Source organism: Geodermatophilus sp. URMC 63, from assembly GCF_053502565.1.
The window spans coordinates 3,413,063-3,437,971 of sequence record NZ_CP199956.1 but is presented as its reverse complement, the minus strand read 5'-3'; the positions used below and the strand labels follow the sequence as shown (position 1 = coordinate 3,437,971).

Sequence of the window (24,909 nt, the reverse complement as noted above, 5' to 3'; positions counted from 1 at the left end):
CCGGGCCCGGTGCCGTCACGCGGTCGGCCCGGCCGCGTGCCGGCCGCTGCCCTGCTGCGCGCCGGCCGCGTGCCGGCCGCCGCCCTGCTGCTGGCGGGCCAGCTGCGCGGCGGCCTGGGGCGGCAGGGTGAGCGGCAGCTGCTCGCGCACCGGCATCGGCTCGCTGCCCCGGACGACGACGACCTGACGGAAGACGTCCTCCAGGACGGCGGCGGCCTCGGGGCTCTCGGCGGCCGGGCCGCTGATCATGCCGCGGAGGAACCAGCGCGGGCCGTCGACGCCGAGGAAGCGCGCGGCGCGCCGCACCGGCTGGGGCGCCGGGCCGCCCGGCTGGGCCGGCGGGGTGACGACGACGGAGCCGGCGAGCTCGGTGCCGAAGGGGCCCTCGACCTCCCGCAGCCGGCCGCCCTGACCGGAGGCGCCGCGGGCCAGCTCGACGCGGACGTCGTCCCAGATGCCGGCGGCGCGGGGGGCGGCGAAGGCGGACAGCTGCAGCAGCGAGTCCCCGTACCGCAGCGTCGCGCCGATGACCTTCTGCTGCTGGTTCACGTCGACCCGCAGCTCCGTGCCGGGGACGGCGGGCAGCCGCAGCGCCCCGAGGTCCACGCGGGTGGTGCCGTCGTCGGGCGCGTCGGCCTCGTCGTAGGGACCGGTGGTCTCGTCGACCTCCCGCTCCCGGTGCTGCGGCTCCGGCGGGACGCCGCGCTCGCGCAGGCTGCGGTCGATCCGGTTGCGCCGTCGTCCGAAGGGCATCTCAGGCCTCCTGTCCGGCCACGCCGGCCGCGTGCCCGGCGCCCGTGGAGCCGTGACCGGCCTCCCCGCGGACGCTCGCGGGCAGCTCGTCGACGGGGACGAAGCGGGCCCGCACCACCGGCTGGACGACGAGCTGGGCCACGCGGTCGCCGCGGCGCAGGGTCAACGGTGCGGTCGGGTCGAGGTTGACCAGGTTGACCTTGATCTCCCCGCGGTAGCCGGCGTCGATGGTGCCGGGGGCGTTGACCAGGCTCAGTCCGTGCCGGGCGGCCAGGCCCGAGCGGGGGTGCACGAACCCGGCGTAGCCCTCCGGGATGGCCACCGCCACGCCCGTGCCGACCAGGGCCCGCTGCAGCGGCGCGAGCTCCACGTCCTCGGTGACGGTGAGGTCGGCGCCGGCGTCGCCGGGGAGGGCGTAGCGCGGGAGCGGAGCCCCCTCGGTGACCAGCCGGACGGGGACGTCGAGCCCGCCCGGCTCGGGCACGGGGGGCAGGGGGTCGACCACGACGGCGACCCTATAAGGACCCCCTCGCCCCCCACCGCTCGCACGCTCGCGGCGGGGCCCTGCGAGGGGGCCGTTCCAGCACGTCACCAGGCCTGGGACGAGGCCGGGTCCCCGCCTCAGCGGGAGGAGCGGCGCAGGTCGGCCCGCACCCGCCGGGCGAGGTTCTCGGTGGCCTTGAGGTTGCCCCGCCCGCCGAGCGCGGCGCCGACCAGCAGCGGTGCCGCCGAGCCCACGTTGCGCGCCAGCCGGCGGGTGAGCCGGCGGCGCAGGGCCCGCAGCCCGGCGGTGCTCACGAGCGCGCCGAGCCCCTGCTCTGGGCTGCCGTCGACGGCGCACTGCTGGGTCCAGCTGGCCAGGTAGGCGGTGGCGCGCTCGGCGGCGTCGCCGCGGGCCGGCCGGCCGGCGAGCTCGTGCAGCTCGCCGAGCATCACCACCTCGACGGCGGCGACCAGCAGCGTCTCGGCGCCGAGCTCGAGCGGGAGGGCCACCAGCGACGGCGGGGCGAGCCACTGCGCGGCCGACAGGCCCCCCGTGGCCGCTCCGACGGCCGCCGTCAACCGGGACGCCCGGGTCACCAGCGCGTCGGCGATCTCCTCGTCGGACCGGCCGGGGTGGGCGGCCCGCAGCCGTGCGGCGTCGCGGATGGGCAGCCGCGGTGCCGCGGCCGCGAGCAGGTCGCCGAGGACCGTGCCCGGCGTCCGGCCGGACCCCTCGTCGTCCGCCCGGGGAGCGGCCGGCTGCTCGCCGCGCCGGCCCACCGCCGCGGCGACGGCCCCGATGACGTCACCGAGGGTCCCGGCCGCCGAGCGGCGGGTCCCGTCGGCTGCGGGCCCGGTGTCCTCGGCGCCGCCGAGCAGGCCGGCCACGGCGTCGGCGACGGCACGGGCCGCCCGGCCCAGGCCGCTGTCCTCGGCCGTCCAGGCCGACGCGCCCGCGGTCGCGCCCGCCGGCCCCCCGCCGGCGGACGTGACCCGCTGGACGGGCCGCGGCGGCGGCACGTCCCGCGGCGCGGCCGTCCGCTCCCCGTGCTCGCTCATCGCCTGACCTCCCGGTGAGGTGCTGGACCGGCCCCCTCGCAGGGCCCGGTGACGTGCTGGAACGGCCCCGTCCCGGCCCGGTGAGGTGCTGGAACGGCCCCGTGCAGGGCCCCGCCGCGAGCGTGCGAGCGGTGGGGGGCACGGGGGTCCTTGCTCAGGCCGCGCAGTCGCGGCAGTACATCTGGTCGCCACGGGTGGCGGCCAGCCGGCTGCGGTGCTGCACGAGGAAGCAGCGCGAGCAGGTGAACTCGTCCTCCTGCTTGGGCAGCACGCGGACGGTGAGCTCCTCGTTGGACAGGTCCGCGCCGGGCAGCTCGAGGCTCTCGTTGAAGTCGGTCTCGTCGACGTCGACCGAGGCGGACTGTGCCTCGGCCCGCCGGGCCTTGAGCTCCTCGAGCGAGTCCTCGCCGAGCTCGTCGGCCTCGTTGCGGCGCGGGGCGTCGTAGTCGGTGGCCATGGGGTGTGCCCCTCCTCCGGGGTTGTCGCAGGCGGACGTCGTCCGCCTCGTCCGGCGGCGTCGGGGGACGCCGCCGACCTGGCCGGCCGCCGGGGCGGCCGCTGGTCCTGGGACCGGCGCCCGCCGCCGTCCGGCTCGCGGTCAGCCGGCCCGGTGCGGGACCGGCAGCCCCCCAACGCCGTGCGACCCCGGTTTGTGCCCGCCCGCGCGCGGGGGACACATCGACCCGCGGAGGGGGTCTGGGACGGGGCCGGACGGGCCGGTCGGGAGGCGGAGTGCCGGAGGTTACCCTGCGGCCCGTGTCCAGTCCCGTGGGTGCTGACCCCGCCGTCGTCGGTCCGTATCTCGCCTCCGTCCTCGGGGAGGAGCGCTGGCAGGAGGTGGGCATCGAGCTCATCGCCGCGGGCATGTCGAACCTCACGTACGTGGTCACGCCGGCCGGGGGCAGCGCCGACGACGCGGTGATCCTGCGCCGGCCGCCGACCGGCGCGGTCCTGGCCACGGCGCACGACATGGCGCGCGAGCACAAGGTCATCAGCGCTCTCGGGCCGACCGCCGTCCCGGTGCCCCGGACCCTGCACCTGTGCACCGACACCTCCGTGCTCGGGGCGCCCTTCTACGTCATGGAGCGGGTGGTCGGCCTGCACGTGGTCGACCTGATCCCGGCCGGCTACGCCGACGAGCCGGCCCAGCGCCGGGCGATCGGCGAGGGTCTGGTCGACGTCCTGGCCGACCTGCACGCCGTCGACCCCGACGCGGTGGGGCTGGGCGACTTCGGCCGGCCGGAGGGCTTCATGGCCCGGCAGGTGCGCCGCTGGACGAAGCAGTGGGACGCCACCCGCGACCGCGACCGCCCCGGCCTGGACGCCCTGGCGGCGCGGCTGGCCGAGACCGTGCCGGCGACCCAGCGCACCGGGATCGTCCACGGCGACTACCGGCTGGACAACTGCCTGCTCGACCCGGACCGCCCCGGTGGCATCCGCGCGGTCCTGGACTGGGAGATGTCGACCCTCGGCGACCCGCTGGCCGACCTGGGGATGCTGTACGTCTACTGGCCGCAGGCCGGTGAGGGGAGCGTCGCCGGGCAGAGCACGGTGACCGCGCTCGAGGGATTCCCGACCCGCGCCGAGGTCGCCGCGCGCTACGCCGAGCGCAGTGGCCTCGACCTCGCCCACCTCAACTGGTACGTCGGTTTCGCCTTCTTCAAGTTCGCCGCGATCGTCGCCGGGATCGTCGCCCGGTCGGCCGCCGGCGCCATGGCCGGGAAGGACACCGCCGGCTACGCCGACCGCATCGACCCGTGCGTCGAGCGCGGACGCGCCGCGCTCGACGACGGTCTGCTCTGAGCCCCGCGGCCGACCGTAGGATCCGCGCGACCCGCCCAGTCGTGCCGGGTCCCCGCCGAGGAGGACGACCGTGAGCACGAGCACCGACAGCCCCCCGGCGCGTCCCCGGCGGGACCGGCGCCCGGTGCCGCCGCTGGTCTTCCTGCTCGTGCTCGCCCTCGTCGCGCTGGGGGTGTGGTGGAAGGTGCTGGCCGACGCCGGTGCCCGCGAGGACGCCACCGAGGCCGCCTGCGCGACCGCCGCCGAGGCGCCGCCGTCCCTGGACCCCTCGACGCTGTCGGTGCGGGTCTACAACGCCACCGACACCGCCGGGCTGGCGCAGACGGTGGCCTCGGAGCTGCAGGCCCGCGGCTTCGTGGTGGACGAGGTCGCCAACGACCCCACCGACCGTGAGGTCACCGGGCCCGGCGAGATCCGCCACGGCCCCCGCGGCGCCGACGCGGCGGCCTACCTGGCGCTGTTCCTCCCCGGCGCCGGCGACCAGCTCGACACCCGCGCCACCGCGCAGGTCGACCTGGTGATCGGGCCGGAGTTCGACCGGCTGGCCTCCCCCGAGGAGGTCGCGGCGACCCTCACCCCCATCGCCAGCGCCGAGGCCGCCTGCTGACGGCCCCCTCGTAGGGGCCCGCCGCGAGCCTGCGAGTGGCGGGGGGCGAGGGGGTCCTTCATGGGTGGAGGCGGTCGAGGAGTGCGAGGAACGGCTCGGCCACCGTCTCGGGGACGGCGACGGCCATCGGCTCGGCGAACGGCCGGCCGGGCAGTCCGGTGACCACCAGGCCCGCCTCGGCGGCGACCAGGGCGCCGGCGGCGTGGTCCCAGGGCTTGAGGTCGAGCTCGTAGTAGGCGTCCACCCGCCCGGCCGCGGCCGCGCACAGGTCCAGCGAGGCGCAGCCGTGGCGGCGGATGTCGCGCACCTCGGGCAGCAGCTCGGCGACGACGGCGCCCTGGGCGCGGCGCTGCTCCACCCGGTAGCCGAAGCCGGTGGCCACCAGGGTCTGCCCGAGGGAGTCCGGCCGGTTGCCCGTCAGGCGCACCGGCCCCGGCTCGGCCGGCGTGGAGAGGTGCGCACCGCCGCCGGCCGTGGCGGTGAACAGCTCGCCGGTGGGCACGTCGAGCACCGCACCGGCGACGGTGCAGCCGTCGATCTGGGCGGCGATCGAGACGGCGTAGCCGCGCAGCCCGTAGAGGAAGTTCACCGTCCCGTCGATCGGGTCGACCACCCAGCGCACCCCGCTGCCGCCCGTGCGGTCGGCGCCCTCCTCGCCGAGCAGGCCGTCGTCGGGACGCGCCTGCAGCAGCCGGGCGGTGATGAGCCGCTCGCTGGCGGTGTCGACCGCGGTGACGACGTCGGTGGGGCTGGACTTGACGTCGACCCGGGCGGCCGCCGACCCGCGCTCCCGGGTGACCAGCTCCGCCGCCTCCCGGGCGGTGGCGACGGCGAGGTCGAGCAGCTCGGCGGGCGAGGGCGCACTCACCCGGGCGATCCTGCCCCAGCGCCCGACCGCCGTGCGGCGCGGGTCACTAGGGTGACCGCCGTGCAGGGCTTCGGCGTGGACATCGGTGGCAGCGGCATCAAGGGGTGCCTGGTCGACCTCGCGCAGGGCGTGCTGGTGGGCGAGCGGCTGCGGGTGGAGACGCCGCAGCCGTCGACCCCGGAGGCCGTCTACGCGGTGGTCGCCGGGATCGTCGACTCCTTCGGCTGGACCGGCCGGATCGGCGTCACCTACCCCGGTGTCATGAAGAAGGGGGTCGCGCACACCGCGGCCAACATGGACCAGGCCTGGATCGGCACCGACGTCGATGCCGGGATGACCGCGCTGGTCCCCGGCACCGTGGAGACGATCAACGACGCCGACGCCGCCGGGCTGGCCGAGATGCGCTACGGCGCCGGTCGCGACACGCGGGGCGTCGTGCTCATGCTGACCTTCGGCACCGGCATCGGCAGCGCGCTGTTCGTCGACGGGCACCTGGTGCCCAACACCGAGTTCGGCCACATCCAGGTCGACGGCCACGACGGCGAGAAGAAGGCCTCGGCCGCCGCCAAGGACCGCGAGGACCTCAGCTACCCGCACTGGGCCAAGCGCGTCGACCGCTACCTCGACGTCCTCGAGAACGGGCTGTGGCCGGACCTGATCATCGTCGGCGGCGGCGTGAGCAAGAAGGCGCACAAGTGGGTGCCGCTGCTGACGACGCGCACCCCGGTGGTCCCGGCGCAGCTGCAGAACGACGCGGGCATCGTGGGGGCCGCCCTGACCGCCGCCGAGCGCATCGACCACTGAGAGGACCCCTCCGCCCCCAGGCCTCGCACGCCCGGCCCGGGCCCCTGCAGAGGGGCCGGCGCGGCTGGTCCTGTCACCCGGAGCGTGGTGACCCCTCGGAGTGACCGGTTGACCTGGGGTGGTGTAGGGCCCCCTCCGGGCGAGCAGGACCGTCGGGGACGGTGGTCACACCGCGCTCCGTCGCTACAATGGAGGAGCCCCAGCCCGTCGCCAGCCAGCCGGGAGTAATCCCCCGCCCGCGCCGCGGTCAAACACCGCGCCGCTCCGGCGGCCCTCCTCGCTCCACGGTCACGGCCGGGACCGCTACCCGGGAGCTCCACCCGCTCCCGGGGAACGCACCGAGCACGGGAAGGAACCTGAGTGCCCGCCGACAAGTCAGCACCGGACGCCGCCGGAGCGAGCACCCCCCGCTCCAGGACGGTCGCCGCCGGTCCCCGGGCCTCCCGGACCAGCGCCCCCGTCGGGGTCGGCTCCGATGCGTCCGCCGCGAAGCCGGTGCGCAAGAAGACCCCGGCCAAGGGCGCCCGCACCAAGCCGAGCATCGCCCCCTCCCCCGGCACCGGCGAGGGCACCGTGCTGACCGCCGTCGCCTCCGAGGACTCCGCCGTCGCCGTGGTCGACGTCGGCGCCGAGGGCCTGACGCTCGACGAGACCGTCGTCGCCGGTCCCGACGGCGCCGAGGCCCCCGAGACCCCCGAGGCCGCCGCCGAGGAGAGCACCGAGGGCGGCGACTTCGAGTGGGACGACGAGGAGGAGTCCGAGGCGCTGCGGCAGGCCCGCAAGGACGCCGAGCTCACCGCCTCGGCCGACTCCGTCCGCGCCTACCTCAAGCAGATCGGCAAGGTCGCGCTGCTCAACGCCGAGGAGGAGGTCGACCTCGCCAAGCGCATCGAGGCCGGGCTCTACGGCGCCGAGCGGCTGCGCCAGGCCGAGGAGGAGGGCATCAAGCTCTCCCCGCAGATGCGCCGCGACCTCAACTGGATCGTCCGCGACGGCGAACGCGCCAAGAACCACCTGCTGGAGGCCAACCTGCGCCTGGTGGTCTCCCTCGCCAAGCGCTACACCGGCCGCGGCATGGCGTTCCTGGACCTCATCCAGGAGGGCAACCTCGGCCTGATCCGCGCGGTGGAGAAGTTCGACTACACCAAGGGCTACAAGTTCTCCACCTACGCCACCTGGTGGATCCGGCAGGCGATCACCCGCGCCATGGCCGACCAGGCCCGCACCATCCGCATCCCGGTGCACATGGTCGAGGTCATCAACAAGCTCGGCCGCATCCAGCGCGAGCTGCTCCAGGACCTCGGGCGCGAGCCCACCCCGGAGGAGCTGGCCAAGGAGATGGACATCACCCCGGACAAGGTGCTGGAGATCCAGCAGTACGCCCGGGAGCCGATCAGCCTCGACCAGACCATCGGCGACGAGGGCGACAGCCAGCTCGGTGACTTCATCGAGGACTCCGAGGCGGTCGTGGCCGTCGACGCGGTCAGCTTCACCCTCATGCAGGACCAGCTGACCAGCGTGCTGCAGACGCTGTCGGAGCGGGAGGCCGGCGTCGTCCGGCTGCGGTTCGGCCTCACCGACGGCCAGCCGCGCACGCTCGACGAGATCGGTCAGGTCTACGGGGTCACCCGGGAGCGGATCCGGCAGATCGAGTCCAAGACGATGTCGAAGCTGCGCCACCCCAGCCGGTCGCAGGTGCTGCGCGACTACCTCGACTGAGGCCGTTCCAGCCGTCTCGTGACGACCGCCCCCGATCCGCCTGCGCGGGTCGGGGGCGGTCGCGCGTTCCCCGGGGTGGCGGGTCAGGCCGCCCACGGGCGGGCAGCCCCCACCGTCTGCAACGGGGTGGGGCCCGTGACGCCGACCCGCTCGACCGCGGCGACGACCGCGGTGACGTCGTCGCGCGCGCCGGCGGCCAGCGCCGCCCGCAGCAGCCGGGCGGCGGCGGCCGCGGGGTCGTGCTCCTCGCCGAGGACCCGCGATAGCAGCTCCGGTGGCACGGCACCGGACACGCCGTCGGTGCACAGCAGCAGCCGGTCCCCCGGGTGCAGCCGCACGGTGGAGACCGCCAGGTCGGCCAGGTCGGCCTCCTCCCCGCGCAGCGCCGCGAGGAGCACCGACCGCAGCGGGTGGCTGCGGGCCGCCTCCTCGGGGAGGGCGCCGGCGTCGACGAGCGCCTGCACGAACGTCTGGTCGGCGGTGAGCCGCTGCAGCCTCCCGGCCCGCCACAGGTACGCCCGGGAGTCGCCGACGTGCGCCACCGCGGCCTCGCCGCGGGGGTCCAGCGCCAGGGCGGTGAGGGTGGTCGCCATCCCGCGCAGCTCGGGCCGGGCGGCCGCGACGGCGCCGAGCCGGCGGTCGGCGGCGGCGACGGCCCGGCGCAGCCCGGCGGTCCCGCCGGTCGGACCCCCCGCACCGGAGCCGGCGAGGGCCGCGACGACCACCGCGGACGCCGTCGCGCCGCCGGCCGCACCGCCCACGCCGTCGGCGACCGCGAGCAGGGAGCTGCCCGCGCAGCCGGCGTCCTGGTCCTCGCGGCCGGCCCCGCCGACCGAGACGGCGGCGGAGCGCAGGGGCAGCGGCCGCGGCCCGGGCGGGCCGGGGACGGCCGGTGCCGTGGCGGGAGCCGGGTCCGGGTCGAGCAGGACGGTGGTCATGGGCGCAGCCTGCCGCCCGGTCCTGCCAGGGAGCTGTCGGACGGCTGCACCTTCCCGGTGACTGCGGCGCCGACCGGCGTCCGCACGCGCACAGCCGGCGGACAGGGAACGCGTCGGGTCCTCCCGGGAGCGGCGCCGACGGTGACCGGCGGAGGGAGGTCGTCATGGCCGACAGCGGGACAGCACGGCAGCAGCAGGTCCAGGACCGGGAGGGCGGCGACCGGTCCGCACCTCCCGGCGGGCGCGGGCAGCCCGCACCGCAGACGGGTCGCGACCGGCCGTCCCCGGCGCCCTGGCGGACCGAGGGCCTGCGGCACCGGCCGGCCGGGTCCCGCCCGGGTCCCCGGGCATGGTCGGTGCCGACCTGGCCAACCTGCTCAACGAGGTCGCCCTGCTCGCCGCGCGACGCGAGCGGGAGCAGGTGCGGCCGGCCGACCTGCAGGACGCCCTGGAGAAGGTCCTGCTCGGCAGCGCCCGCGGCATCATGCTGACGCCGGAGGAGAGGCGCCGCACCGCCGTCCACGAGGCCGGCCACGCCCTGCTGGGCATGCTCACCCCGGGCACCGACCCGGTGGGCAAGGTGTCGATCATCCCCCGCGGCCGGGCCCTGGGCGTCACGCTGCAGAGCCCGGAGGCCGACCGCTACGGCTGGTCGGAGGACTTCCTGCGCGGCCGGATCACCGGCGCGCTCGGCGGCCGGGCGGCGGAGCAGGTCGTCTTCGGCGAGGTGACCACCGGGGCGGAGAGCGATCTGGAGCAGTCCACCCGCATCGCCCGCTCGATGGTCGGGCGCGGGGGCATGTCCGCCGCCGTCGGCCCGGTGACGGTGCGGCCCGCGCCCGGGCAGGAGACGCCGTTCGGTGAGGAGACCGCCTCGCCGGGGACCCGGCTGCTCGTCGACGAGGAGGTCCGGCGCCTGGTCGAGCGGTGCTCCGCCGAGGCCGTCGAGATCCTGCGCGGACACCGGGCGCAGCTCGACGCCCTCGCCGCCCGGCTGCTCGAGGCCGAGACCTGGACGAGGACGAGGACGAGGACGAGGCGTACGCGGCCGCCGGCGTCCCCCGCGGACCGGCCGTCGGCACCCGGGCCGGCGAGGAGGTCCAGCACGAGGATCCGTCCCCGGCACCGCCGCGGCTCGCGGTGCACCCGGTGCCGGCCGCCGGCCGGGCCCGACCAGCCCGCCGCCGTCCGGCCCGCCCGATCGAGGACGGGCACGACCACCCCACCCGGCTCGGTCGCGCCGTGGTGCGGCTGGTCACGGGCGACGGGCGACACCTCACGGCGCGGCTGGGCGCGACCCACGCCGTCACCGACTGCTGCACCGACCGACGGGCGCCCCGCCGGTCGGGTCCGGACCGGGTCGGTGCGGGGCACCGTCGTGGCGATCGTGTGTCGCTCCGGTCGCGGGGAGGTCACGATCTCACCCTCCGGAGCGGCCCGGGCGGTGTACGACAGCAGTGGCCGGGTAGACGGCGTAGCGTGGAGGACGTCGAGAACAGCAGCGGACCCACAGCCGGAAGCCACCCGGCGAACGGAACGACCAGCACCACCGAGACAGACCGGCACCACCAGTGACGTCCCTGCTGAACCCGCCAGTCCCAGCGGTCACCGGCTCACCAACCCCGGGCGAGTCCGCCGCAGTGACCGGAGCAACGGGAACACAGGGGTCCATCCTGGCGCTGTGCAGGAGGCCGATCCGCAGCCGCGGGTCCGTGCGGTAGAGAGCGAGTGATGACCCAGATGACCCAGACGCTGACGACGACCCCCGCCGCCGACGACCTGGTCGTGCCCTTCCACTGCGACCGGTGCGGCGCACTGGCCAAGGTGCGTGTCGTGCTCGCCAGCGGCAGCGACCTCGTCTTCTGCGGGCACCACGCCCGTGAGTACGAGGGCAAGCTCCGCGACATCGCCGTCGACATCATCGAGACCGACGGCGAGGAGCGCCTCGCTCACTGAGAGAGGCGCTATCGTCGCGGTCAGCGATGAAGCCCTCACCCGACGCCGCCGCCGGCACTCCCGTCCCACCTGAGGTGGACGGGGGGCCGGCGGCTCCGTCGTTCCCGGGGTCTCCCGGTCGACGGCGACCGGAGGACCCCCCGATGCCGCAGTCCCCAGCACCCCACGACACCGCCGAGGCCCCCTCCCCCGAGGCCGCCCGCGGCGCCGTCCCCACCGCCGACACGCCGGCGCCCCTCGAGGACGGCGGGCTCTCCGACGACACGCGCCCGGTCCCCCGCGACCGCGGCCCCCTCGGCCCCGACGCGCCGCCTCCGCGCGCGGCACCGCGGACCGCCGCACCCGCCCCGGCCCCCGCCCCGGCCTCCTCGACGGACGCCGTCCCCGCGCCCGCCGACCCGGTCCACGACACCGTCGTCCTCGCCGGGGGTCCCGCACCGGCCGGCACCACCCGGCCGGCGGACCCCGGTGCCCCCGCGTCCGAGGACACCCGCGACGCCTCCGACACCGTCGCCCTCGGTGACCCCGTCCCGGCCGCGCCGCCGGCCGCAGCGGTTCCCGCGGACGCCGATCCCGCGACCGACACCGGCCCCGTCGACGGCTCGGGGGACGGCTCCGGCGACGGCTCCGGTGACGGCCCGGCCGGTCCACCCGCCGCCGGCGGTGCGTCCCGCCACCCCTGGTGGCGCCGTCCCGCCGTGCTGGCCCCGGTGGGGCTGGTCGCCCTGCTCGGTGCCGCCTACGGCGTCGACCTGCTCGTCGCCGGGGACGACGTGCCCCGCAACACCGTGGTGGCCGGCGTCGACATCGGCGGCCTGTCCCCCGCGGCCGCCGCGCAGCGCCTCGAGGAGCAGCTGGCGCCGCGGGTGACCGCCGACCACGTCGTCGTCGCCGACGACGTCGAGGCGACGCTCTCCCCGGCGACCGCCGGCATCACCCTCGACGTCGAGCGCACGGTCGACGTCGCCGACGACCAGCCGCTCGCCCCCTGGGCGCGCCTCGCCTCGCTGTTCGGCGAGCGCGCCGTGGCCCCGGTCATCACCGGCGAGGACACCGCGCTGACCGCCCAGGTCGACACGATCGCCACCCAGGTCGACCGGGTCCCGGTCGACGCCACGGTCGCCCTCGCGGGCACCACACCCAGCCTGGTGGAGCCGGTGGACGGGCGGACCCTGGACCGCGAGGGCGCCGCCGAGGCGATCACCGACGCGCTGGCCGCGGGCGGGGACCCGGAGACCCCGATCCAGCTGCCGGTCGACGTCGTCCCGGTCCGCGTCGCCACCGAGGAGGCGCAGCGGGTCCTCGACGAGACGGTCACCCCGGCGCTGGCCGCCCCGGTCACGGTGACCAGCCAGGACGGCGCCACCTCGGTGGAGATCCCGGCCGAGGCGATCGCCGCCTCGCTCACCTTCACCCCCGAGGACAGCGGGGAGCTGACCGTCGCCGTCGACCCGGCCGCCCTGCAGACGGCGATGGGCGAGGGCTTCACCGCCTTCGGCACCCCCGCCGAGGACGCGCGCTTCGAGATCAGCGGCGGCGCCGTCACGGTCGTCCCCTCGGTCGACGGCACCGGCGTCGACCCCCAGGCCCTGTCCACCCAGCTGCTCGACGTGCTCGCCGACCCCGCGCCGCGCACGGTGGTCGCGCAGCTCGGCGCGGTCCCGGCGGAGCTGACGACCGAGGAGGCCCAGGCGCTGGGCATCCGCGAGGAGGTCAGCTCGTTCACGACCAGCACCGGGAACAGCGCCAGCGGGACCAACATCCGCGTCGTGGCCGAGGAGGTCGACGGCGCGCTGGTGCTGCCGGGTGAGACCTTCAGCCTCAACACCCACACCGGCCCGCGCGGCACGGCCCAGGGCTACGTGCCGGCCAACGTCATCAGCGGCGGAGAGCTCTCGACCGCCGTCGGCGGCGGGATCAGCCAGTTCGCCACCACGATGTTCAACGCGGTCTTCTTCGCCGGCCTCGAGGACGTCCACCACAAGCCGCACAGCTTCTACATCAGCCGCTACCCGGCCGGCCGGGAGGCGACGGTCTACGAGGGTCAGATCGACCTGCAGTGGCGCAACGACACCGACACGGGCATCTACGTGGACACCTCGTGGACGCCGGCGGCCTCCGGCGGGTCCATCACAGTCACCTTCTACGGGACCCGGTACTACGAGGTCGAGGCGATCGAGGGGGCGCGGCGCAACGTCCGCCAGCCCGCGGTCCAGGAGAAGACCGACGACGGCAACTGCATCCCGCAGGGCGGCGCACAGGGCTTCGACGTCACCGTGACCCGGGTGTTCCGCGACCTGCAGTCCGGTGCGGAGGTCCGGCGGGAGGCGTTCGACACCTCCTACGCCGCCGAGGCGGTCATCCGCTGCGTCGCGCCGCAGCCCGACCCGGCCGCACCCGCTCCCGCACCGGAGGGCACGGCCCCGCCGGCAGCGCCGTCCGCCCCGGGACGCCGGCCGCACCCCCGCCGCACCCGCTGAGGCCCGCCCGCGCGGGTGACGCGCCCGCGCCGGATCGCCGCCGACCCGGCGGGCACCCGGTCCGGGCGTGCACACTGGCGCAGGTGAGCAGCGTGCGGGCCGGCGGACCGCCCCGCACCGGCGGGACGGCCGACGACGGCCGGGTCGACGACGGCCGGGTCGACGACGGCCGGGTCGACGACGCCGACGCGTCCGTGACGGCGCTGCCCGTCTCGGGTGCCTCGCGCGCCGACCTGCCGCAGGCGGGCCGGCTCGACCACTGGCCGGCCGTCGTCCGGGTGCCGCTGCAGGTGCTGGGCCGCACCGTGGCCAAGGCGTGGCAGGACCGCATCCTCGGGCTGTCGGGTGAGGCGGCGTTCTGGCAGATCCTCTCGGTGCCGCCGCTGCTCATCGCCCTGCTGGGGTCGCTGGGCTTCCTGGGTGACTGGATCGGCGCGGGCTCGGTGCAGACGGTCGAGAACACCCTGGTGGACGCCTCGAGCCAGGTGCTCACCGCCGACGTCGTCGACTCGCTGGTGCGGCCCACGCTCAGCGACATCCTGACCTCCGGACGCCTCGACGTCGTCAGCCTGGGCTTCCTGCTGACCCTGTGGGCCGGGTCGTCGGCGACGGCGACGTTCATGAACACGATCGTCATCGCCTACGACCAGCGCGACGTCCGCGGCCCGATCCGCACCCGCCTGATGGCGCTGGGGCTGTTCGTCGTGGGCCTGGTGCTCGCGGTGCTCATGCTGCCGCTGCTGGTGCTCGGGCCCGGCCTGCTCGTCGCGGTGCTGCCGCAGGACTGGCAGGGCACCGCCACCGTGCTGATCAACGCGGTGTACGTGCCGCTGGTCGTCGTGGGCCTGGTGCTGGCGCTCACGAGCTTCTACCACGTGATCCTGCCCCGGCGGCTGCCCTGGCACCGGCACCTGCCCGGCACGCTGTTCGCCGTCGCCTTCTTCGTGGTCGCCGCGACGGTGCTGCGGCTCTACGTCTCCGACATCCTGGTCGCCGCGCTGCCCTACGGGGCGCTGGCCACCCCGATCGCGGCGCTGCTGTTCCTGTTCTTCTTCGGCATGTCGGTGCTGCTCGGCGCCGAGCTCAACGCCACCGTCCAGGAGCGCTGGCCGGCGCCGCTGCGCCGGCACACCCGCCGCGCGCAGCGCCGCCGCGCCGCCGAGCTCGACGCCGAGGCCAAGCGCCTGGGCCTCCGGTGAGGGCGCCCCCCGTCGGCCCGGGGTCCCCGAGACCGGCCCCCGTGCAGGGCCCCGCCCTGAGCCTGCGAAGGGTGGGGGCACGGGGGTCCTTCTACTTCTTCAGGGACTCGTAGACCTCCTTGCAGGCCGGACAGACCGGGCTGCCGGGCTTGGGGCTCTTGGTCACCGGGAAGACCTCGCCGCACAGCGCCTCGACCAGCGTCCCCATGACGGCGCTCTCGGCGATCTTGTTCTTCCGGACGTAGTGGAAGACCTCGTCGGAGTTGCCGGTGTCGCCCTCGCGGACGTCGGGCTTCTCGAGCAGGTCGGTGTCGCTCACGGGCTCTCCCAGGGTCGGACGGCGGGTCCCGGCGAGCCGCCCGGCACCGAGGGGAGGAACCGGGCGCGGCTCACCTCCCGACCATGATGGCAGGGTGCCCGCCGATCCCTCCCCCGCCACCGGCCGCCGTGCCGCGACGCCGCCGCTGACCCTCTCCCCCGAGGTCGCCGCCGCGCTGGCCGCGGGCCAGCCCGTCGTCGCGCTCGAGAGCACGCTGCTCGCCCACGGCCTCCCCCGCCCGGACAACCGCGCGGCCGCCGACGACGTCGAGGCCGCCGTCCGGTCCGGTGGCGCGGTGCCGGCCACGATCGCGGTCCTCGACGGCGTGCCGCACGTGGGGCTGACGCCCGCGCAGGTCGACCGGGTCTGCGCCGACCCCGACCTGGCCAAGCTCGGCGTCCGCGACCTGCCGGTGACCGCGGCGCTGGGCCTGTCCGGCGCCACGACCGTCTCGAGCACCGCGCTGCTGGCCGCCGCGGCCGGGATCGGCGTCTTCGCCACCGGCGGGCTGGGCGGCGTCCACCGGCAGTCGGCCGACACCTTCGACGAGTCGGCCGACCTGACCGCCCTGTCGCGCACCTCGCTGGCCGTCGTCTGCGCGGGCGTGAAGTCCATCCTCGACGTCCCGGCGACGCTCGAGCGGCTGGAGAGCCTGTCGGTCACCGTCGTCGGGTACCGCACCCGGACCTTTCCCGGCTTCTACGTGGCCGACTCCGGTTCCCCGGTCGACTGGTCGGTCGACTCCCCCGAACAGGCCGCCGCGGTGCTGGCCGCCCGCCGGGAGCTGGCGCCCGGCGCGGTCGTCGTCGCCAACCCGCTGCCCGCCGACGAGCAGCTCGACCCGCAGCTGCACGACCGGGTGATCGCCGACGCGCTGGCCGCGGCCGAGGAGGCCGGGGTGCGCGGCAAGGCGGTCACCCCGTTCGTGCTCGACCACCTGCACCGGGCCAGCGGAGGCGCGACGCTGGCGGTCAACGTGCGGCTGGTGCTGCGCAACGCCGAGCTGGCCGGTCGCATCGCCGCCGCGCTGGCCGGGCAGGGGCGCTGAACGCCGCGCGGCCGGTGGTCGTCGTCGGCGACCTGGCCACCGACGTCGTCGTCGTGCCCTCCGGGGAGCCGGCGCCCGGCTCGGACCGGCCGGCGACCATCCGCACCCGCGGCGGCGGGGCGGGCGCCAACGTGGCCGTCCACCTGGCCGCCCTGGGGGTGCCGGTCGTGCTGGCCGGCTGCGCCGGGGACGACGCGGCCGGCACCGCGCTGGTGGCCGAGCTGGATGCCGCCGGGGTGCGGACGGCGGTGCGCACCGTCCCCGGAGCCGCCAGCGGCACGATCGTCAGCCTGGTGGAGCCCGGCGGGCAGCGGAGCATGCTGGCCGACCGCGGCGCCAACCTCGACCTCCGCGCCGGCGACGTGCCCGCGCCCGGACCGGGCGGGCACCTGCACGTGTCGGGCTACACGCTGCTCGACGAGCGGCCCCGGGTCGCCGGGCTGGCGGCGCTGGCCGCGGCCCGCGCCGCCGGGTGCACCGTGTCGGTCGACCCGGCCTCGACCGGGCCGCTGCGCGCGCACGGCGTCGACCGGTGGCTGGCAGACACCGCCGGCGTGGACCTGGTGCTGCCCAACGCCGACGAGGCCCGGCTGCTGTCGGGGTGCGCCGACGTGGAGGCGGCCGCGCGGGCGCTGGCCGGCCGGCACCGCGCGGTGGCGGTCACGCTCGGCGCCGACGGTGCCCTGTGGGCGGCCGGGACGACGGTGGTGCACCGGCCGGCGCGCCCGGCCGACGTCGTCGACACCACCGGCGCCGGGGACGCGTTCACCGCGGGGCTGCTGTCGGTGTGGCTGGCCGGGGGACCTCCGGGGGACGCGCTGGAGGCCGGGCTGGCCCGGGCGGCCACCGTGGTGGGCCGGCCCGGGGCGCGGTGAGCGCGGTCAGCCGTCGATGACGGTGCCGCCGTCGATGACCCGCCTGCGGGCGGCGGGGTCCTCCAGGATGCGGTCGGGCCGCGGCGGGACGTAGCGGTGGGCGTCGAGCTTCTTCTTCGGCGGGCGGTCGTTGGCCATGACGACGGCGATCCAGGGCAGCACCGTGCCGAGCACCGCGAAGACGATCGCCAGCCAGAGGATCTGGTAGAACGCCGCGGCCAGCACCAGGCTGACGGCGCGGACGGCCATGGTGATCACGTACCGCTTCTTCCGGGCGGCGTGCTGCTCCACGAGGCTCGGCTCGGCCTGGGTGATCAGCACCGGCTCCGGCCGGCGGGGTCGTGCGGGCTGCTGGCTCGAGGCCACGGACACATCCCTCCGCTGGCCCGGGGCACCGACGGCACGGTGTCGCCTGTGGTGGCCAGGACCTGGTCCCTGCTGGCCGGGCCCCGGATGTCCCCCCGGTCCGCAGCCCATGGTGCCACCGGGACGAGGGCCGTGCAGGCGCCTGCGCGGACTATCCGGGCTCGGATCCGGCGGGCGGGCTCAGCGGGCCGCGGCGGTCCTCCCGGGACCCCTCCCCGCGGCCTCCCCGGCGGCCCTCGCCACCCGCTTGGCCTCCTGCTTCGCGGCCCGGACCTCGGCCAGCGACTCCGGCCCGGTGATGTCGGCGACCGACCGGCGCGACCCCTCCTCGCCGTAGGAGCCGGCCGCCTCCCGCCAGCCCGGCGGGGTCACGCCGTACTGCTTGCCCAGCAGGGCGACGAGGATCTTCGCCTTCTGCGCCCCGAAGCCGGGCAGCTCGCCGATGCGGCGCAGCAGCGTGGCGCCGTCGGGGACGCCGTCCCACAACCGGTCGGCGCGGCCGTCGTAGCGCTCGACCAGCAGCCGGCACAGCGCCTGCGTGCGGGCGGCCATCGACCCCGGGTAGCGGTGCACCGCCGGCGGCCCCTGGAACCAGGCGAGCAGCGCGTCGGGGTCGGCGTCGGCGAGGGCGGCCGCGGACAGGGCGTCGGTGGCCGGGTCCAGGCCCATGCGCTCGGCCAGCAGGCACGGCCCGGCGAAGGCCCGCTCCATCGGGAACTGCTGGTCGAACAGCATGCCGAGCAGCAGTGCGAGCGGGTCGCGGCTCAGCAGCTCGTCGGCGCGCGCGTCCTGGGTGAGGGTCAGGGTCGCCACGCACGCAGTGTGTCGCACCCCGGGCGCGGAGGCCCGCACGACCACACGGCCGGGCGGACTGCTGGCCGCAGTCGGCGGCGGAGCTCCAACTCTCAGGGGAGATCGAGGGCGGTGGCGATGCGACCCATCACGGTGCCGACCTCGGCGGTCCGGTGTACCGGCTGGAGCGCGACGTGGTCGGCGCCGGCGGCCAGGTGGCGGTCGACCTCCTTCGCGATGGTCTCGGCCGACCCCTGGGCCACCAGAGCGTCCAGGAGCCGCTCGCTGCCGCCGTCGACGAAGTCAGCGTCGTCGAACCCGAGCCGGCGGAGACTGTTGAGGTAGTTCTGCATCTCGTTGTCCAGGTAGACCGCGAGGGCCTGCCGGGCCAGTCGCAGGCCCTCGGCGCGGTCCTCGACCAGAGCGACCTTGTGCTCGGGGGCCAGAAGCGGACCGTCACCCAGCGTCTCTCGTGCGGAGCGCGTGTGTTCATGGTTCACCAGGTAGGGGTGCGTGCCGGCCGCCCTCTCGGCCGAGAGCGTTAGCATCCGCGGGCCGAGCGCTGCGAGCAGCCGCCGCTCGGCGGGCACGCCCTCCTCGTCGAGCACGTCGAGATAGTCGTTGACGCCCTGGTAGGGCTTGACCGCCTGGGGTCCGTTGAACTCCCGGTGCCCAGCACCGATGCCGAGCAGGAAGCGGCCCGGGGCGATCTCCTCGAGACGGTGGACGGCCGCAGCGGTGGCGCGGGCGTCCGAGGTCCAGATGTTGACGATCCCGGTCGCGACCGTGAGGCGGGTCGTCGCCCCGAGGGCGACGCGGGCGCCGTCGAGCACCTCGCCGTTCGCGTTGCCCAGCCACAAGGCCCCGTAGCCCTGCTCCTCCAACTGCCTGGCCAGGTCGGCGGTGACAACGGACTCGGGCAGCCAGACGCCGAGCTTGGTCAGAGGCGGCGTGATCGTGGAGAGGGTCATGTCCCGGCCGAACGACCCGGGCCCGACCGCTGTTCCACCCCGGCCCCGCCCGGGACGACTCGGGTGTCTCGGGCGCCGTGCAGGACCCGCTGCGGCGGGCGCCATGTGCCCTCGTGGTCTCCCCGCAAGCTGTCGAGGTCACAGCACGTCGGCGGTCACCGCGGTGGACGGCGAGGATCCGCCGTTGGTGTCGGGGTGCCGGCCGGGCACGCTCTGGGAGATGGTGCAGCGCCTGCTGCCCGGGCGTGAGCCGTCCCGGGTCCGCACGGATCGGCGATCGGGCGCGGCTCGCGCCGTTCGTTGACCCGCACCGGATGACGCCGACCCCGGGTCCCGCGCACGACCGTGGCGCTCGCAGCCCGAGATCCGTCCCAGAGAGGTGCGTCGTGGCCCAGCAGGAGCACGACACCCTGTACGCGATCGCCGCCGCGTACGACGACGCCGCCGGCGCCGGCCAGGCGATTGGCGGAGCGGCCGCGGGCACCCTGTTGCTGGCCGGCGCCGCCGCAGCTGAGGAACCGCCCGAAGCCGCTGCAACCCCCGTCACCGTGCAGACCTGTGTCGGTCCTGCGCAGGTGACCGACCTCCAGGACCTGTTCCTCGGCCTGAGCGCCCTCTCGGTGATGATGCTCTCGCTGCAGTCCCGGCAGCGTCTGCTGTGGTCCCGGCAGCGTCGACCTGCACGAATGGGCCGTCGCGTTTCCTTCGCCGGCCCGGTCCCCATGACGGAGACCCACGCGTCACCTCACCACGAGCTTCCTTCTCTTCCTCTTGACACGTGCTGGTCGAAGAACATGCCGAGGACCAGCGCGAGGGGGTCGCGGCCCGGCAGGTCGTCGGCGGCGTCGTCCTGGGTGATGTGCAGCGTCGGCACGTCGGCAGTGTGCCGCAGCGCCACCCCGGGGCGGACCCCGTCCCGGGTGGGGCGCCGCCCGTGGGTGCGCCGGTGGCGAGGTGGCGCCTCGTGCACGATCGGGTCACGCTCGACCGGTGAGGATCCTGGTGACGGGGGCGTCGGGCTTCGTCGGCAGCCGGCTGGCCACCGCGCTGGTCGCGGAGGGCCACGACGTGCGGGCGATGACCCGGCACCCGGGGAGCTACCGCGGGGCGGGCACCCCGGTCGCCGGCGACGTCGGCGACGAGGGCTCGCTGCGCGCGGCCCTGGACGGCTGCGAGGCGGCGTACTACCTGGTGCACTCGCTCGCCGACACCGACTTCGAGAGGAAGGACGCCGCGGCGGCCCGGGCCTTCGCACGGGCGGCGGCCGGGACGGGGACCGGGCGGATCGTCTACCTGGGCGGCCTGGGCCGCGACAGCGACGCCCTCTCCCCGCACCTGCGCAGCCGCCGTCAGGTCGAGCGGCTGCTGGGCGAGACCGGCGTGCCGGTGACCGTGCTGCGCGCCGGCATCGTCGTCGGCCACGGCGGGGTCTCCTGGGAGCTGACCCGTCAGCTGGTGGCCCACCTGCCGGCGATGGTCACCCCGCGCTGGGTGCGCACCCGCACCCAGCCGATCGCGGTCACCGACGTCGTCCGGTACCTCGTGGGCGTGCAGCGGGCTCCGGAGGCCGCGGGACGGGTCTACGAGGTCGGCGGCCCCGAGGTCCTGTCCTACCTCGACATGCTCACCCGCGTCGCCCTCATCCAGAACCGGCACCTCTTCGTCGTCCCGGTGCCCCTGCTCACCCCGCGGCTGTCCTCCCGCTGGCTGGCGCTGGTGACCGACGTCGACGTCGCGACCGGCCGCTCGCTCATCGACTCGATGGCCAACGAGGTGGTCGTCACCGACGACTCCATCCGCTCGGTGGTGCCCTTCGAGCCGATGGACTACGACCGGATGGTCCTCGAGGCGCTCGTCGAGCGGGCCCGCGAGCACCGGCGACGGGGCCGCGGACGGCGGGCCGGGTGGCTCAGCCGCGGAGCCCGCCGGTGACCGCGGCGCGGCAGGGGCTGCGCGGCACCGCGGGCCGCTGGCTGCGGCGGGCGCTGGTCGAGCGGGTGCCCCGCGACCACCGCGAGCCCGACGCCGCCTTCCGCCGCCGCCGCCGGATCACCGCCGGCACCGCGGTGACCGGCGCGACCCTGCTGGGCGTCTCGCTGTCCCAGCCGCCGGGCTCGCCGCGGTTCTACGGCCTGACGCTGGCCGTCGCCGGCACCTGGGTGGCCGGTGGGCTGGCCTCCGGGCCGCTGCACCTGGGGTGGACCTTCGGCAGGGACAGTGCGCTGCGCCGTCCGCTGACCACCCCGGTCCTCACGGGCGCGGGCGCCTTCGGCGCGTTCTACGGCGCCGCGCTGGTCGCCCGGCGGATCCCGGTCCTCGACCGGGCGATCACGTCGGTGCTCCGCTACGCCCACCAGGGGTCGGTCCCGCTGGTGCTGACGACGACGCTGGCCAACGGCGTGGCCGAGGAGGTCTTCTTCCGCGGCGCGCTGTACGCCGCGATCGGCGTCGACCGGCCGGTGCTGAAGTCGACCGCCGTCTACGGCCTGGCCACGACCGCCACGCGCAACCCGGCGCTGGTGCTGGCCAGCATCGCGATGGGCCTGCTCTTCGGGCTGCAGCGGCAGGCCACCGGCGGCATCCAGGCACCGGTCCTGACCCACCTGGTGTGGTCGGTGCTCATGCTGCGCCACCTGCCCCCGCTATTCGCCGACCGGCCCGGACCCACCGGTCCCCCGGGTCCCGCGGCCGGGCCCGGGCAGCGGAGCCGGGCTCACACGAGGCGCAGCGTCGCCCGCCTGAGCCGCACGGTCGGTCCCCCGTGACCGTCCGTCCCGTGCCGGGTGGAGGCGTCAGGGCCGGCGCAGGATGACCCCGTGCGGGCGGTGGTGAGCAGGGTGGCCTCGGCGTCGGTCACCGTCGAGGGGGCCGTCGTCGGGGAGGTCGGCCGCGGGCTGCTGGCGCTGGTGGGCGCCGGCCGGGACGACGACGCCGCCCGCGCGCGGGCGCTGGCCCGGAAGGTGCACGAGCTCCGGGTGTTCCCCACCGAGGACGGCGCCCGCTCGGCCGGCGACCTCGGGCTGCCGGTGCTGGTGGTGAGCCAGTTCACGCTCTACGCCGACACGCGCAAGGGCCGCCGTCCCTCCTGGTCCGACGCCGCGCCCGGGGAGGTCGCCGAACCGCTGGTCGAGGAGGTCGTCGCCGAGCTGCGCCGCCGCGGCAGCAGCGTGGCCACCGGGGTGTTCGGGGCCCGCATGCAGGTGGCCTCGGTCAACGACGGACCGATGACCGTGCTCCTGGAGGTATGACCGCGACGGAACGGGTACGCAAGGTGACCGAACACACCGTCTGTGCGTCGCCTGGCAATCGGTGGTACGCGGAACAGCACCCACGTCCGGACCGTTGGACAGGACGTAACAGAACGGACCACAACGGACCACAGCGCGGGGCCTCGCCGGACACCGGGGCCCCATCCCCGACGCGGATGGACCCCGTCGCCGACCGGCGGGTGCATCCGAACCACAGGCAAGGACGAAGACAGATCGTGACGCTCCTCCAGTCTTCCCCCAGTGACGCCCTCGAGGTCCGCTCGCCGCGCCGCGAGCCGGACACCAGTGGTCTGGTGTCGACCGACCTGGTGCGCGTGTACCTCAACACCATCGGCAAGACCGCGCTGCTGACCGCCGAGCAGGAGGTCGAGCTGGCCAAGCGGATCGAGGCCGGCCTCTACGCCGAGCGGCTGCTCGCCGAGCGGCAGCTCACCCCGGCCGTGGCGCGCGACTACAAGGCCCTGGCCGCCGACGGCAAGGCCGCCAAGCGGCACCTGCTCGAGGCCAACCTGCGCCTGGTCGTCTCGGTGGCCAAGCGCTACACCGGGCACGGCATGACGTTCCTGGACCTGATCCAGGAGGGCAACGTCGGCCTGATCCGCGCGGTGGAGAAGTTCGACTACACCAAGGGCTTCAAGTTCTCGACCTACGCGACGTGGTGGATCCGCCAGGCGATCACCCGCGCGATGGCCGACTCCGGCCGCACCATCCGGCTGCCCGTGCACCTGGCCGAGCAGGTCAACAAGGTCGTGCGGACCCGTCGGCGGGTGCACCAGGAGCTCGAGCGCGAGCCCACCTCCGAGGAGCTCGGCCTCGAGCTGGACATGACGCCCGAGCGGGTGACCGAGCTGCTCGAGTACTCCCGCGACCTGGTCTCCCTCGACCAGACCGTCGGTGCCGACGAGGAGTCCCGTCTCGGTGACTTCATCGAGGACGCCGACGCCGCGGTGGCCGAGGACGCCGTCGCCTTCCAGATGATGAAGGGCGACGTCCGCAACGTCCTCTCCACGCTGGAGGACCGCGAGCGCGACGTGGTCGTGCTGCGCTTCGGCCTCGACGGCGGCCAGCCCCGGACGCTGGAGCAGATCGGCAAGCAGTTCGGTCTCTCCCGCGAGCGGGTCCGCCAGATCGAGCGCGAGACGATGGCCAAGCTGCGCGACCCGCAGCGCGCCGACGCCCTGCGCGACTACCTGGCCTAGCAGTCCCCTCCGAGAGCCGGCTCCCCCGCGGGGGAGCCGGCTCTCGGCGTTGACAGGGCTCCTCCGCCGGACCAGCGACGTCTTCAACCGATCGATTGAGGAGGGTGCGGTGGTGACGACGGCGCAGCGGTGGCGACACCTCGCCGACGGGTTCGGATGGCGGGTCGACGGCGTCCCGCACGGCCATGGGGACGACCCGGCGCCGTGCGAGGGCTGGGCGGCGCGCGACGTCGTCCGGCACCTGGTGGAGTGGATGCCGTCGCTCCACTTCCCGGCCGTGGGCCTGCCGGTGCCCACGATCCCCTCGGCCGACGCCGACCCGGCCGGTGCGTGGCACGCAGCCGACGAGGCGATCCGCGCGCTGCTCGCCGACCCCGACACCGCCGGCCGCCCCACCAGCCACCCGCGCCGGGGACATGACGCTCGAGGCCCTCGTGGCGATGACCGGCCTGATGGACCTGCTGGTGCACACCCGGGACCTCGCCCGCGCCACCGGCCAGGACGAGACGCTGGACCGCGAGGAGGCGTCGGCGTTCCTGGCCGGCATCGAGCCGTGGGACGCCGCCCTGCGCAGCAGCGGGTACTACGGCCCCCGCGTCCCCGTCCCCGACGACGCCGACGAGCAGACCCGGCTGCTGGCCTCCACCGGCCGGAGGCCCTGACCCGGTCGCGCCGATGAGTTCCGCCGCCGGCGGCGGTCAGCCCGTCGTCGACACCGAGGAGGAACCGTGGGCCAGCTGGTGCGGGTGCAGAACTTCACCGTCTCGAGCGACGGGTACGGCGCGGGCGAGGGCCAGAGCCTGGAGCGGCCGTTCGGGCACGCCGACCCCAGGGTGTTGATGGCCTGGGCCCTCGCCACCGCGAGTTTCCCCGGCCCCACCGGGCCGGGCGGCAGCCGCGGCCTGGACGACTACTTCACGCGGGACTTCGCGCACGGCATCGGCGCCGAGATCATGGGGGCGAACAAGTTCTCGCCCCACCGCGGCCCCTGGCAGGACCACGAGTGGCAGGGCTGGTGGGGTGACGAGCCGCCGTTCCACACGCCGGTCTTCGTCATGACCCACCACGTGCGGCCCTCGTTCGCCCTCTCGGACACGACGTTCCACTTCGTCGACAGCGACCCCACCACGGTGCTGGAGCAGGCCCGCGCGGCGGCCGGCGGTGCCGACGTCCGGCTCGGGGGCGGCGCCTCCGTGATCCGGGAGTTCCTCGACGCCGACCTCGTCGACACGCTGCACGTCGCCGTCGCACCGCTCGAGCTGGGCGCCGGCACCCGGCTGTGGACGTCGCCCGACGAGCTGCTCGACCGCTTCCACCGCGAGGTCGTCCCGAGCCCGAGCGGCGTCACCCACCACCTGTTCTGGCGGCGCTGAGCCGGGGCCGCGGGGATCGGTAGAGGTC

At 76.0% G+C, this 24,909-nt stretch carries 27 protein-coding genes; 16 read left to right on the top strand and 11 right to left on the bottom strand.

Features of this window, described 5'->3' with window-relative positions; translation table 11 throughout:
- Positions 1-15: 15 nt before the first annotated feature.
- The 4 genes from ACWIZO_RS16880 to ACWIZO_RS16865 form a co-directional block, all read right to left on the bottom strand.
- The gene (locus ACWIZO_RS16880) at positions 16-753 is read right to left on the bottom strand and encodes a DUF3710 domain-containing protein (protein ID WP_448638800.1); all 738 of its coding nucleotides are present in this window, start codon (positions 751-753) and stop codon (positions 16-18) included.
- A gap of 1 nt (position 754) precedes the next feature.
- Positions 755-1,258 carry a dUTP diphosphatase gene (gene dut / locus ACWIZO_RS16875; RefSeq protein ID WP_448638799.1) on the bottom strand — a complete coding sequence of 168 codons (504 nt, stop codon included), beginning with the start codon at positions 1,256-1,258 and terminating at the stop codon, positions 755-757.
- A gap of 116 nt (positions 1,259-1,374) precedes the next feature.
- The gene (locus tag ACWIZO_RS16870; protein ID WP_448638798.1) at positions 1,375-2,295 is read right to left on the bottom strand and encodes a hypothetical protein; all 921 of its coding nucleotides are present in this window, start codon (positions 2,293-2,295) and stop codon (positions 1,375-1,377) included.
- Between the two features lie 154 nt (positions 2,296-2,449).
- Complete coding sequence (locus tag ACWIZO_RS16865; protein WP_204693870.1) at positions 2,450-2,752, bottom strand: DUF4193 domain-containing protein; 303 nt, start codon at positions 2,750-2,752, stop codon at positions 2,450-2,452.
- 299 nt (positions 2,753-3,051) lie between these two features.
- On the opposite strand from ACWIZO_RS16865, the gene ACWIZO_RS16860 reads away from it, so the two are divergent.
- The gene (locus tag ACWIZO_RS16860; protein ID WP_448638797.1) at positions 3,052-4,098 is read left to right on the top strand and encodes a phosphotransferase family protein; all 1,047 of its coding nucleotides are present in this window, start codon (positions 3,052-3,054) and stop codon (positions 4,096-4,098) included.
- A gap of 70 nt (positions 4,099-4,168) precedes the next feature.
- Positions 4,169-4,705 carry a LytR C-terminal domain-containing protein gene (locus tag ACWIZO_RS16855; protein WP_448638796.1) on the top strand — a complete coding sequence of 179 codons (537 nt, stop codon included), beginning with the start codon at positions 4,169-4,171 and terminating at the stop codon, positions 4,703-4,705.
- Positions 4,706-4,763: 58 nt separating this feature from the next.
- Here the strand turns inward: ACWIZO_RS16855 and ACWIZO_RS16850 are convergent, their stop codons facing one another.
- Positions 4,764-5,573, bottom strand: a complete 810-nt coding sequence (locus ACWIZO_RS16850; RefSeq protein WP_448638795.1) for an inositol monophosphatase family protein — start codon at positions 5,571-5,573, stop codon at positions 4,764-4,766.
- A gap of 51 nt (positions 5,574-5,624) precedes the next feature.
- Between ACWIZO_RS16850 and ppgK the strand changes: the two genes are divergently transcribed.
- Both ppgK and ACWIZO_RS16840 read left to right on the top strand, forming a co-directional pair.
- Positions 5,625-6,377 (top strand): polyphosphate--glucose phosphotransferase, encoded by a 753-nt coding sequence (gene ppgK / locus ACWIZO_RS16845; RefSeq protein WP_448638794.1) that lies wholly within the window; start codon positions 5,625-5,627, stop codon positions 6,375-6,377.
- Between the two features lie 495 nt (positions 6,378-6,872).
- Positions 6,873-8,096: an RNA polymerase sigma factor gene (locus ACWIZO_RS16840; protein ID WP_448638793.1), complete on the top strand. Its 1,224-nt coding sequence runs from the start codon at positions 6,873-6,875 to the stop codon at positions 8,094-8,096.
- A gap of 83 nt (positions 8,097-8,179) precedes the next feature.
- On the opposite strand, the gene ACWIZO_RS16835 is transcribed toward ACWIZO_RS16840, so the two are convergent.
- A complete protein-coding gene (locus ACWIZO_RS16835; RefSeq protein ID WP_448638792.1) occupies positions 8,180-9,034 on the bottom strand; it encodes a PP2C family protein-serine/threonine phosphatase in 855 nt (284 codons plus the stop codon).
- Positions 9,035-9,383: 349 nt separating this feature from the next.
- Between ACWIZO_RS16835 and ACWIZO_RS16830 the strand changes: the two genes are divergently transcribed.
- The 4 genes from ACWIZO_RS16830 (at position 9,384) to ACWIZO_RS16815 (ending at position 14,669) form a co-directional block, all read left to right on the top strand.
- Positions 9,384-10,766, top strand: coding sequence for a hypothetical protein (locus tag ACWIZO_RS16830; RefSeq protein WP_448638791.1), 1,383 nt, complete (start codon positions 9,384-9,386; stop codon positions 10,764-10,766).
- Complete coding sequence (locus ACWIZO_RS16825) at positions 10,766-10,990, top strand: DUF7455 domain-containing protein (protein ID WP_446759869.1); 225 nt, start codon at positions 10,766-10,768, stop codon at positions 10,988-10,990. The genes ACWIZO_RS16830 and ACWIZO_RS16825 overlap by 1 nt, the downstream gene beginning before the upstream one ends.
- A gap of 143 nt (positions 10,991-11,133) precedes the next feature.
- Positions 11,134-13,470: a VanW family protein gene (locus tag ACWIZO_RS16820; RefSeq protein ID WP_448638790.1), complete on the top strand. Its 2,337-nt coding sequence runs from the start codon at positions 11,134-11,136 to the stop codon at positions 13,468-13,470.
- 83 nt (positions 13,471-13,553) lie between these two features.
- Positions 13,554-14,669: a YihY/virulence factor BrkB family protein gene (locus tag ACWIZO_RS16815; protein WP_448638789.1), complete on the top strand. Its 1,116-nt coding sequence runs from the start codon at positions 13,554-13,556 to the stop codon at positions 14,667-14,669.
- Positions 14,670-14,760: 91 nt separating this feature from the next.
- On the opposite strand, the gene ACWIZO_RS16810 is transcribed toward ACWIZO_RS16815, so the two are convergent.
- A complete protein-coding gene (locus tag ACWIZO_RS16810; RefSeq protein WP_446759866.1) occupies positions 14,761-14,988 on the bottom strand; it encodes a DUF3039 domain-containing protein in 228 nt (75 codons plus the stop codon).
- Positions 14,989-15,082: 94 nt separating this feature from the next.
- Here ACWIZO_RS16810 and ACWIZO_RS16805 point away from each other — a divergent pair, with 94 nt between their 5' ends.
- Both ACWIZO_RS16805 and ACWIZO_RS16800 read left to right on the top strand, forming a co-directional pair.
- On the top strand, positions 15,083-16,036 hold the full coding sequence (locus ACWIZO_RS16805) for a pseudouridine-5'-phosphate glycosidase (RefSeq protein WP_448638788.1): 954 nt from the start codon (positions 15,083-15,085) through the stop codon (positions 16,034-16,036).
- A 14-nt stretch (positions 16,037-16,050) separates the two neighbouring features.
- Positions 16,051-16,911, top strand: a complete 861-nt coding sequence (locus ACWIZO_RS16800; protein ID WP_448638787.1) for a carbohydrate kinase family protein — start codon at positions 16,051-16,053, stop codon at positions 16,909-16,911.
- A gap of 6 nt (positions 16,912-16,917) precedes the next feature.
- On the opposite strand, the gene ACWIZO_RS16795 is transcribed toward ACWIZO_RS16800, so the two are convergent.
- The 4 genes from ACWIZO_RS16795 to ACWIZO_RS16780 form a co-directional block, all read right to left on the bottom strand.
- The gene (locus ACWIZO_RS16795) at positions 16,918-17,277 is read right to left on the bottom strand and encodes a DUF3099 domain-containing protein (protein ID WP_448638786.1); all 360 of its coding nucleotides are present in this window, start codon (positions 17,275-17,277) and stop codon (positions 16,918-16,920) included.
- 180 nt (positions 17,278-17,457) lie between these two features.
- The gene (locus tag ACWIZO_RS16790) at positions 17,458-18,090 is read right to left on the bottom strand and encodes an HhH-GPD-type base excision DNA repair protein (protein ID WP_448638785.1); all 633 of its coding nucleotides are present in this window, start codon (positions 18,088-18,090) and stop codon (positions 17,458-17,460) included.
- Positions 18,091-18,182: 92 nt separating this feature from the next.
- Positions 18,183-19,040 (bottom strand): TIGR03620 family F420-dependent LLM class oxidoreductase, encoded by an 858-nt coding sequence (locus ACWIZO_RS16785; protein ID WP_448638784.1) that lies wholly within the window; start codon positions 19,038-19,040, stop codon positions 18,183-18,185.
- Positions 19,041-19,785: 745 nt separating this feature from the next.
- Positions 19,786-19,914, bottom strand: a complete 129-nt coding sequence (locus ACWIZO_RS16780; RefSeq protein ID WP_448638783.1) for a hypothetical protein — start codon at positions 19,912-19,914, stop codon at positions 19,786-19,788.
- A 116-nt stretch (positions 19,915-20,030) separates the two neighbouring features.
- Between ACWIZO_RS16780 and ACWIZO_RS16775 the strand changes: the two genes are divergently transcribed.
- The 6 genes from ACWIZO_RS16775 to ACWIZO_RS16750 all read left to right on the top strand — a co-directional run bounded on the left by ACWIZO_RS16775 (position 20,031) and on the right by ACWIZO_RS16750 (position 24,881).
- A complete protein-coding gene (locus tag ACWIZO_RS16775; RefSeq protein ID WP_448638782.1) occupies positions 20,031-20,972 on the top strand; it encodes an NAD(P)H-binding protein in 942 nt (313 codons plus the stop codon).
- A complete protein-coding gene (locus ACWIZO_RS16770) occupies positions 20,969-21,805 on the top strand; it encodes a CPBP family intramembrane glutamic endopeptidase (protein ID WP_448638781.1) in 837 nt (278 codons plus the stop codon). The genes ACWIZO_RS16775 and ACWIZO_RS16770 overlap by 4 nt, the downstream gene beginning before the upstream one ends.
- A 51-nt stretch (positions 21,806-21,856) precedes the next feature.
- Complete coding sequence (gene dtd / locus ACWIZO_RS16765) at positions 21,857-22,288, top strand: D-aminoacyl-tRNA deacylase (protein ID WP_448638780.1); 432 nt, start codon at positions 21,857-21,859, stop codon at positions 22,286-22,288.
- A gap of 236 nt (positions 22,289-22,524) precedes the next feature.
- Positions 22,525-23,508: an RNA polymerase sigma factor SigB gene (gene sigB, locus ACWIZO_RS16760; protein WP_448638779.1), complete on the top strand. Its 984-nt coding sequence runs from the start codon at positions 22,525-22,527 to the stop codon at positions 23,506-23,508.
- Positions 23,509-23,924: 416 nt separating this feature from the next.
- Positions 23,925-24,170 carry a hypothetical protein gene (locus tag ACWIZO_RS16755; protein WP_448638778.1) on the top strand — a complete coding sequence of 82 codons (246 nt, stop codon included), beginning with the start codon at positions 23,925-23,927 and terminating at the stop codon, positions 24,168-24,170.
- Positions 24,171-24,236: 66 nt separating this feature from the next.
- Positions 24,237-24,881 (top strand): dihydrofolate reductase family protein, encoded by a 645-nt coding sequence (locus ACWIZO_RS16750; protein ID WP_448638777.1) that lies wholly within the window; start codon positions 24,237-24,239, stop codon positions 24,879-24,881.
- Positions 24,882-24,909: the final 28 nt, after the last annotated feature.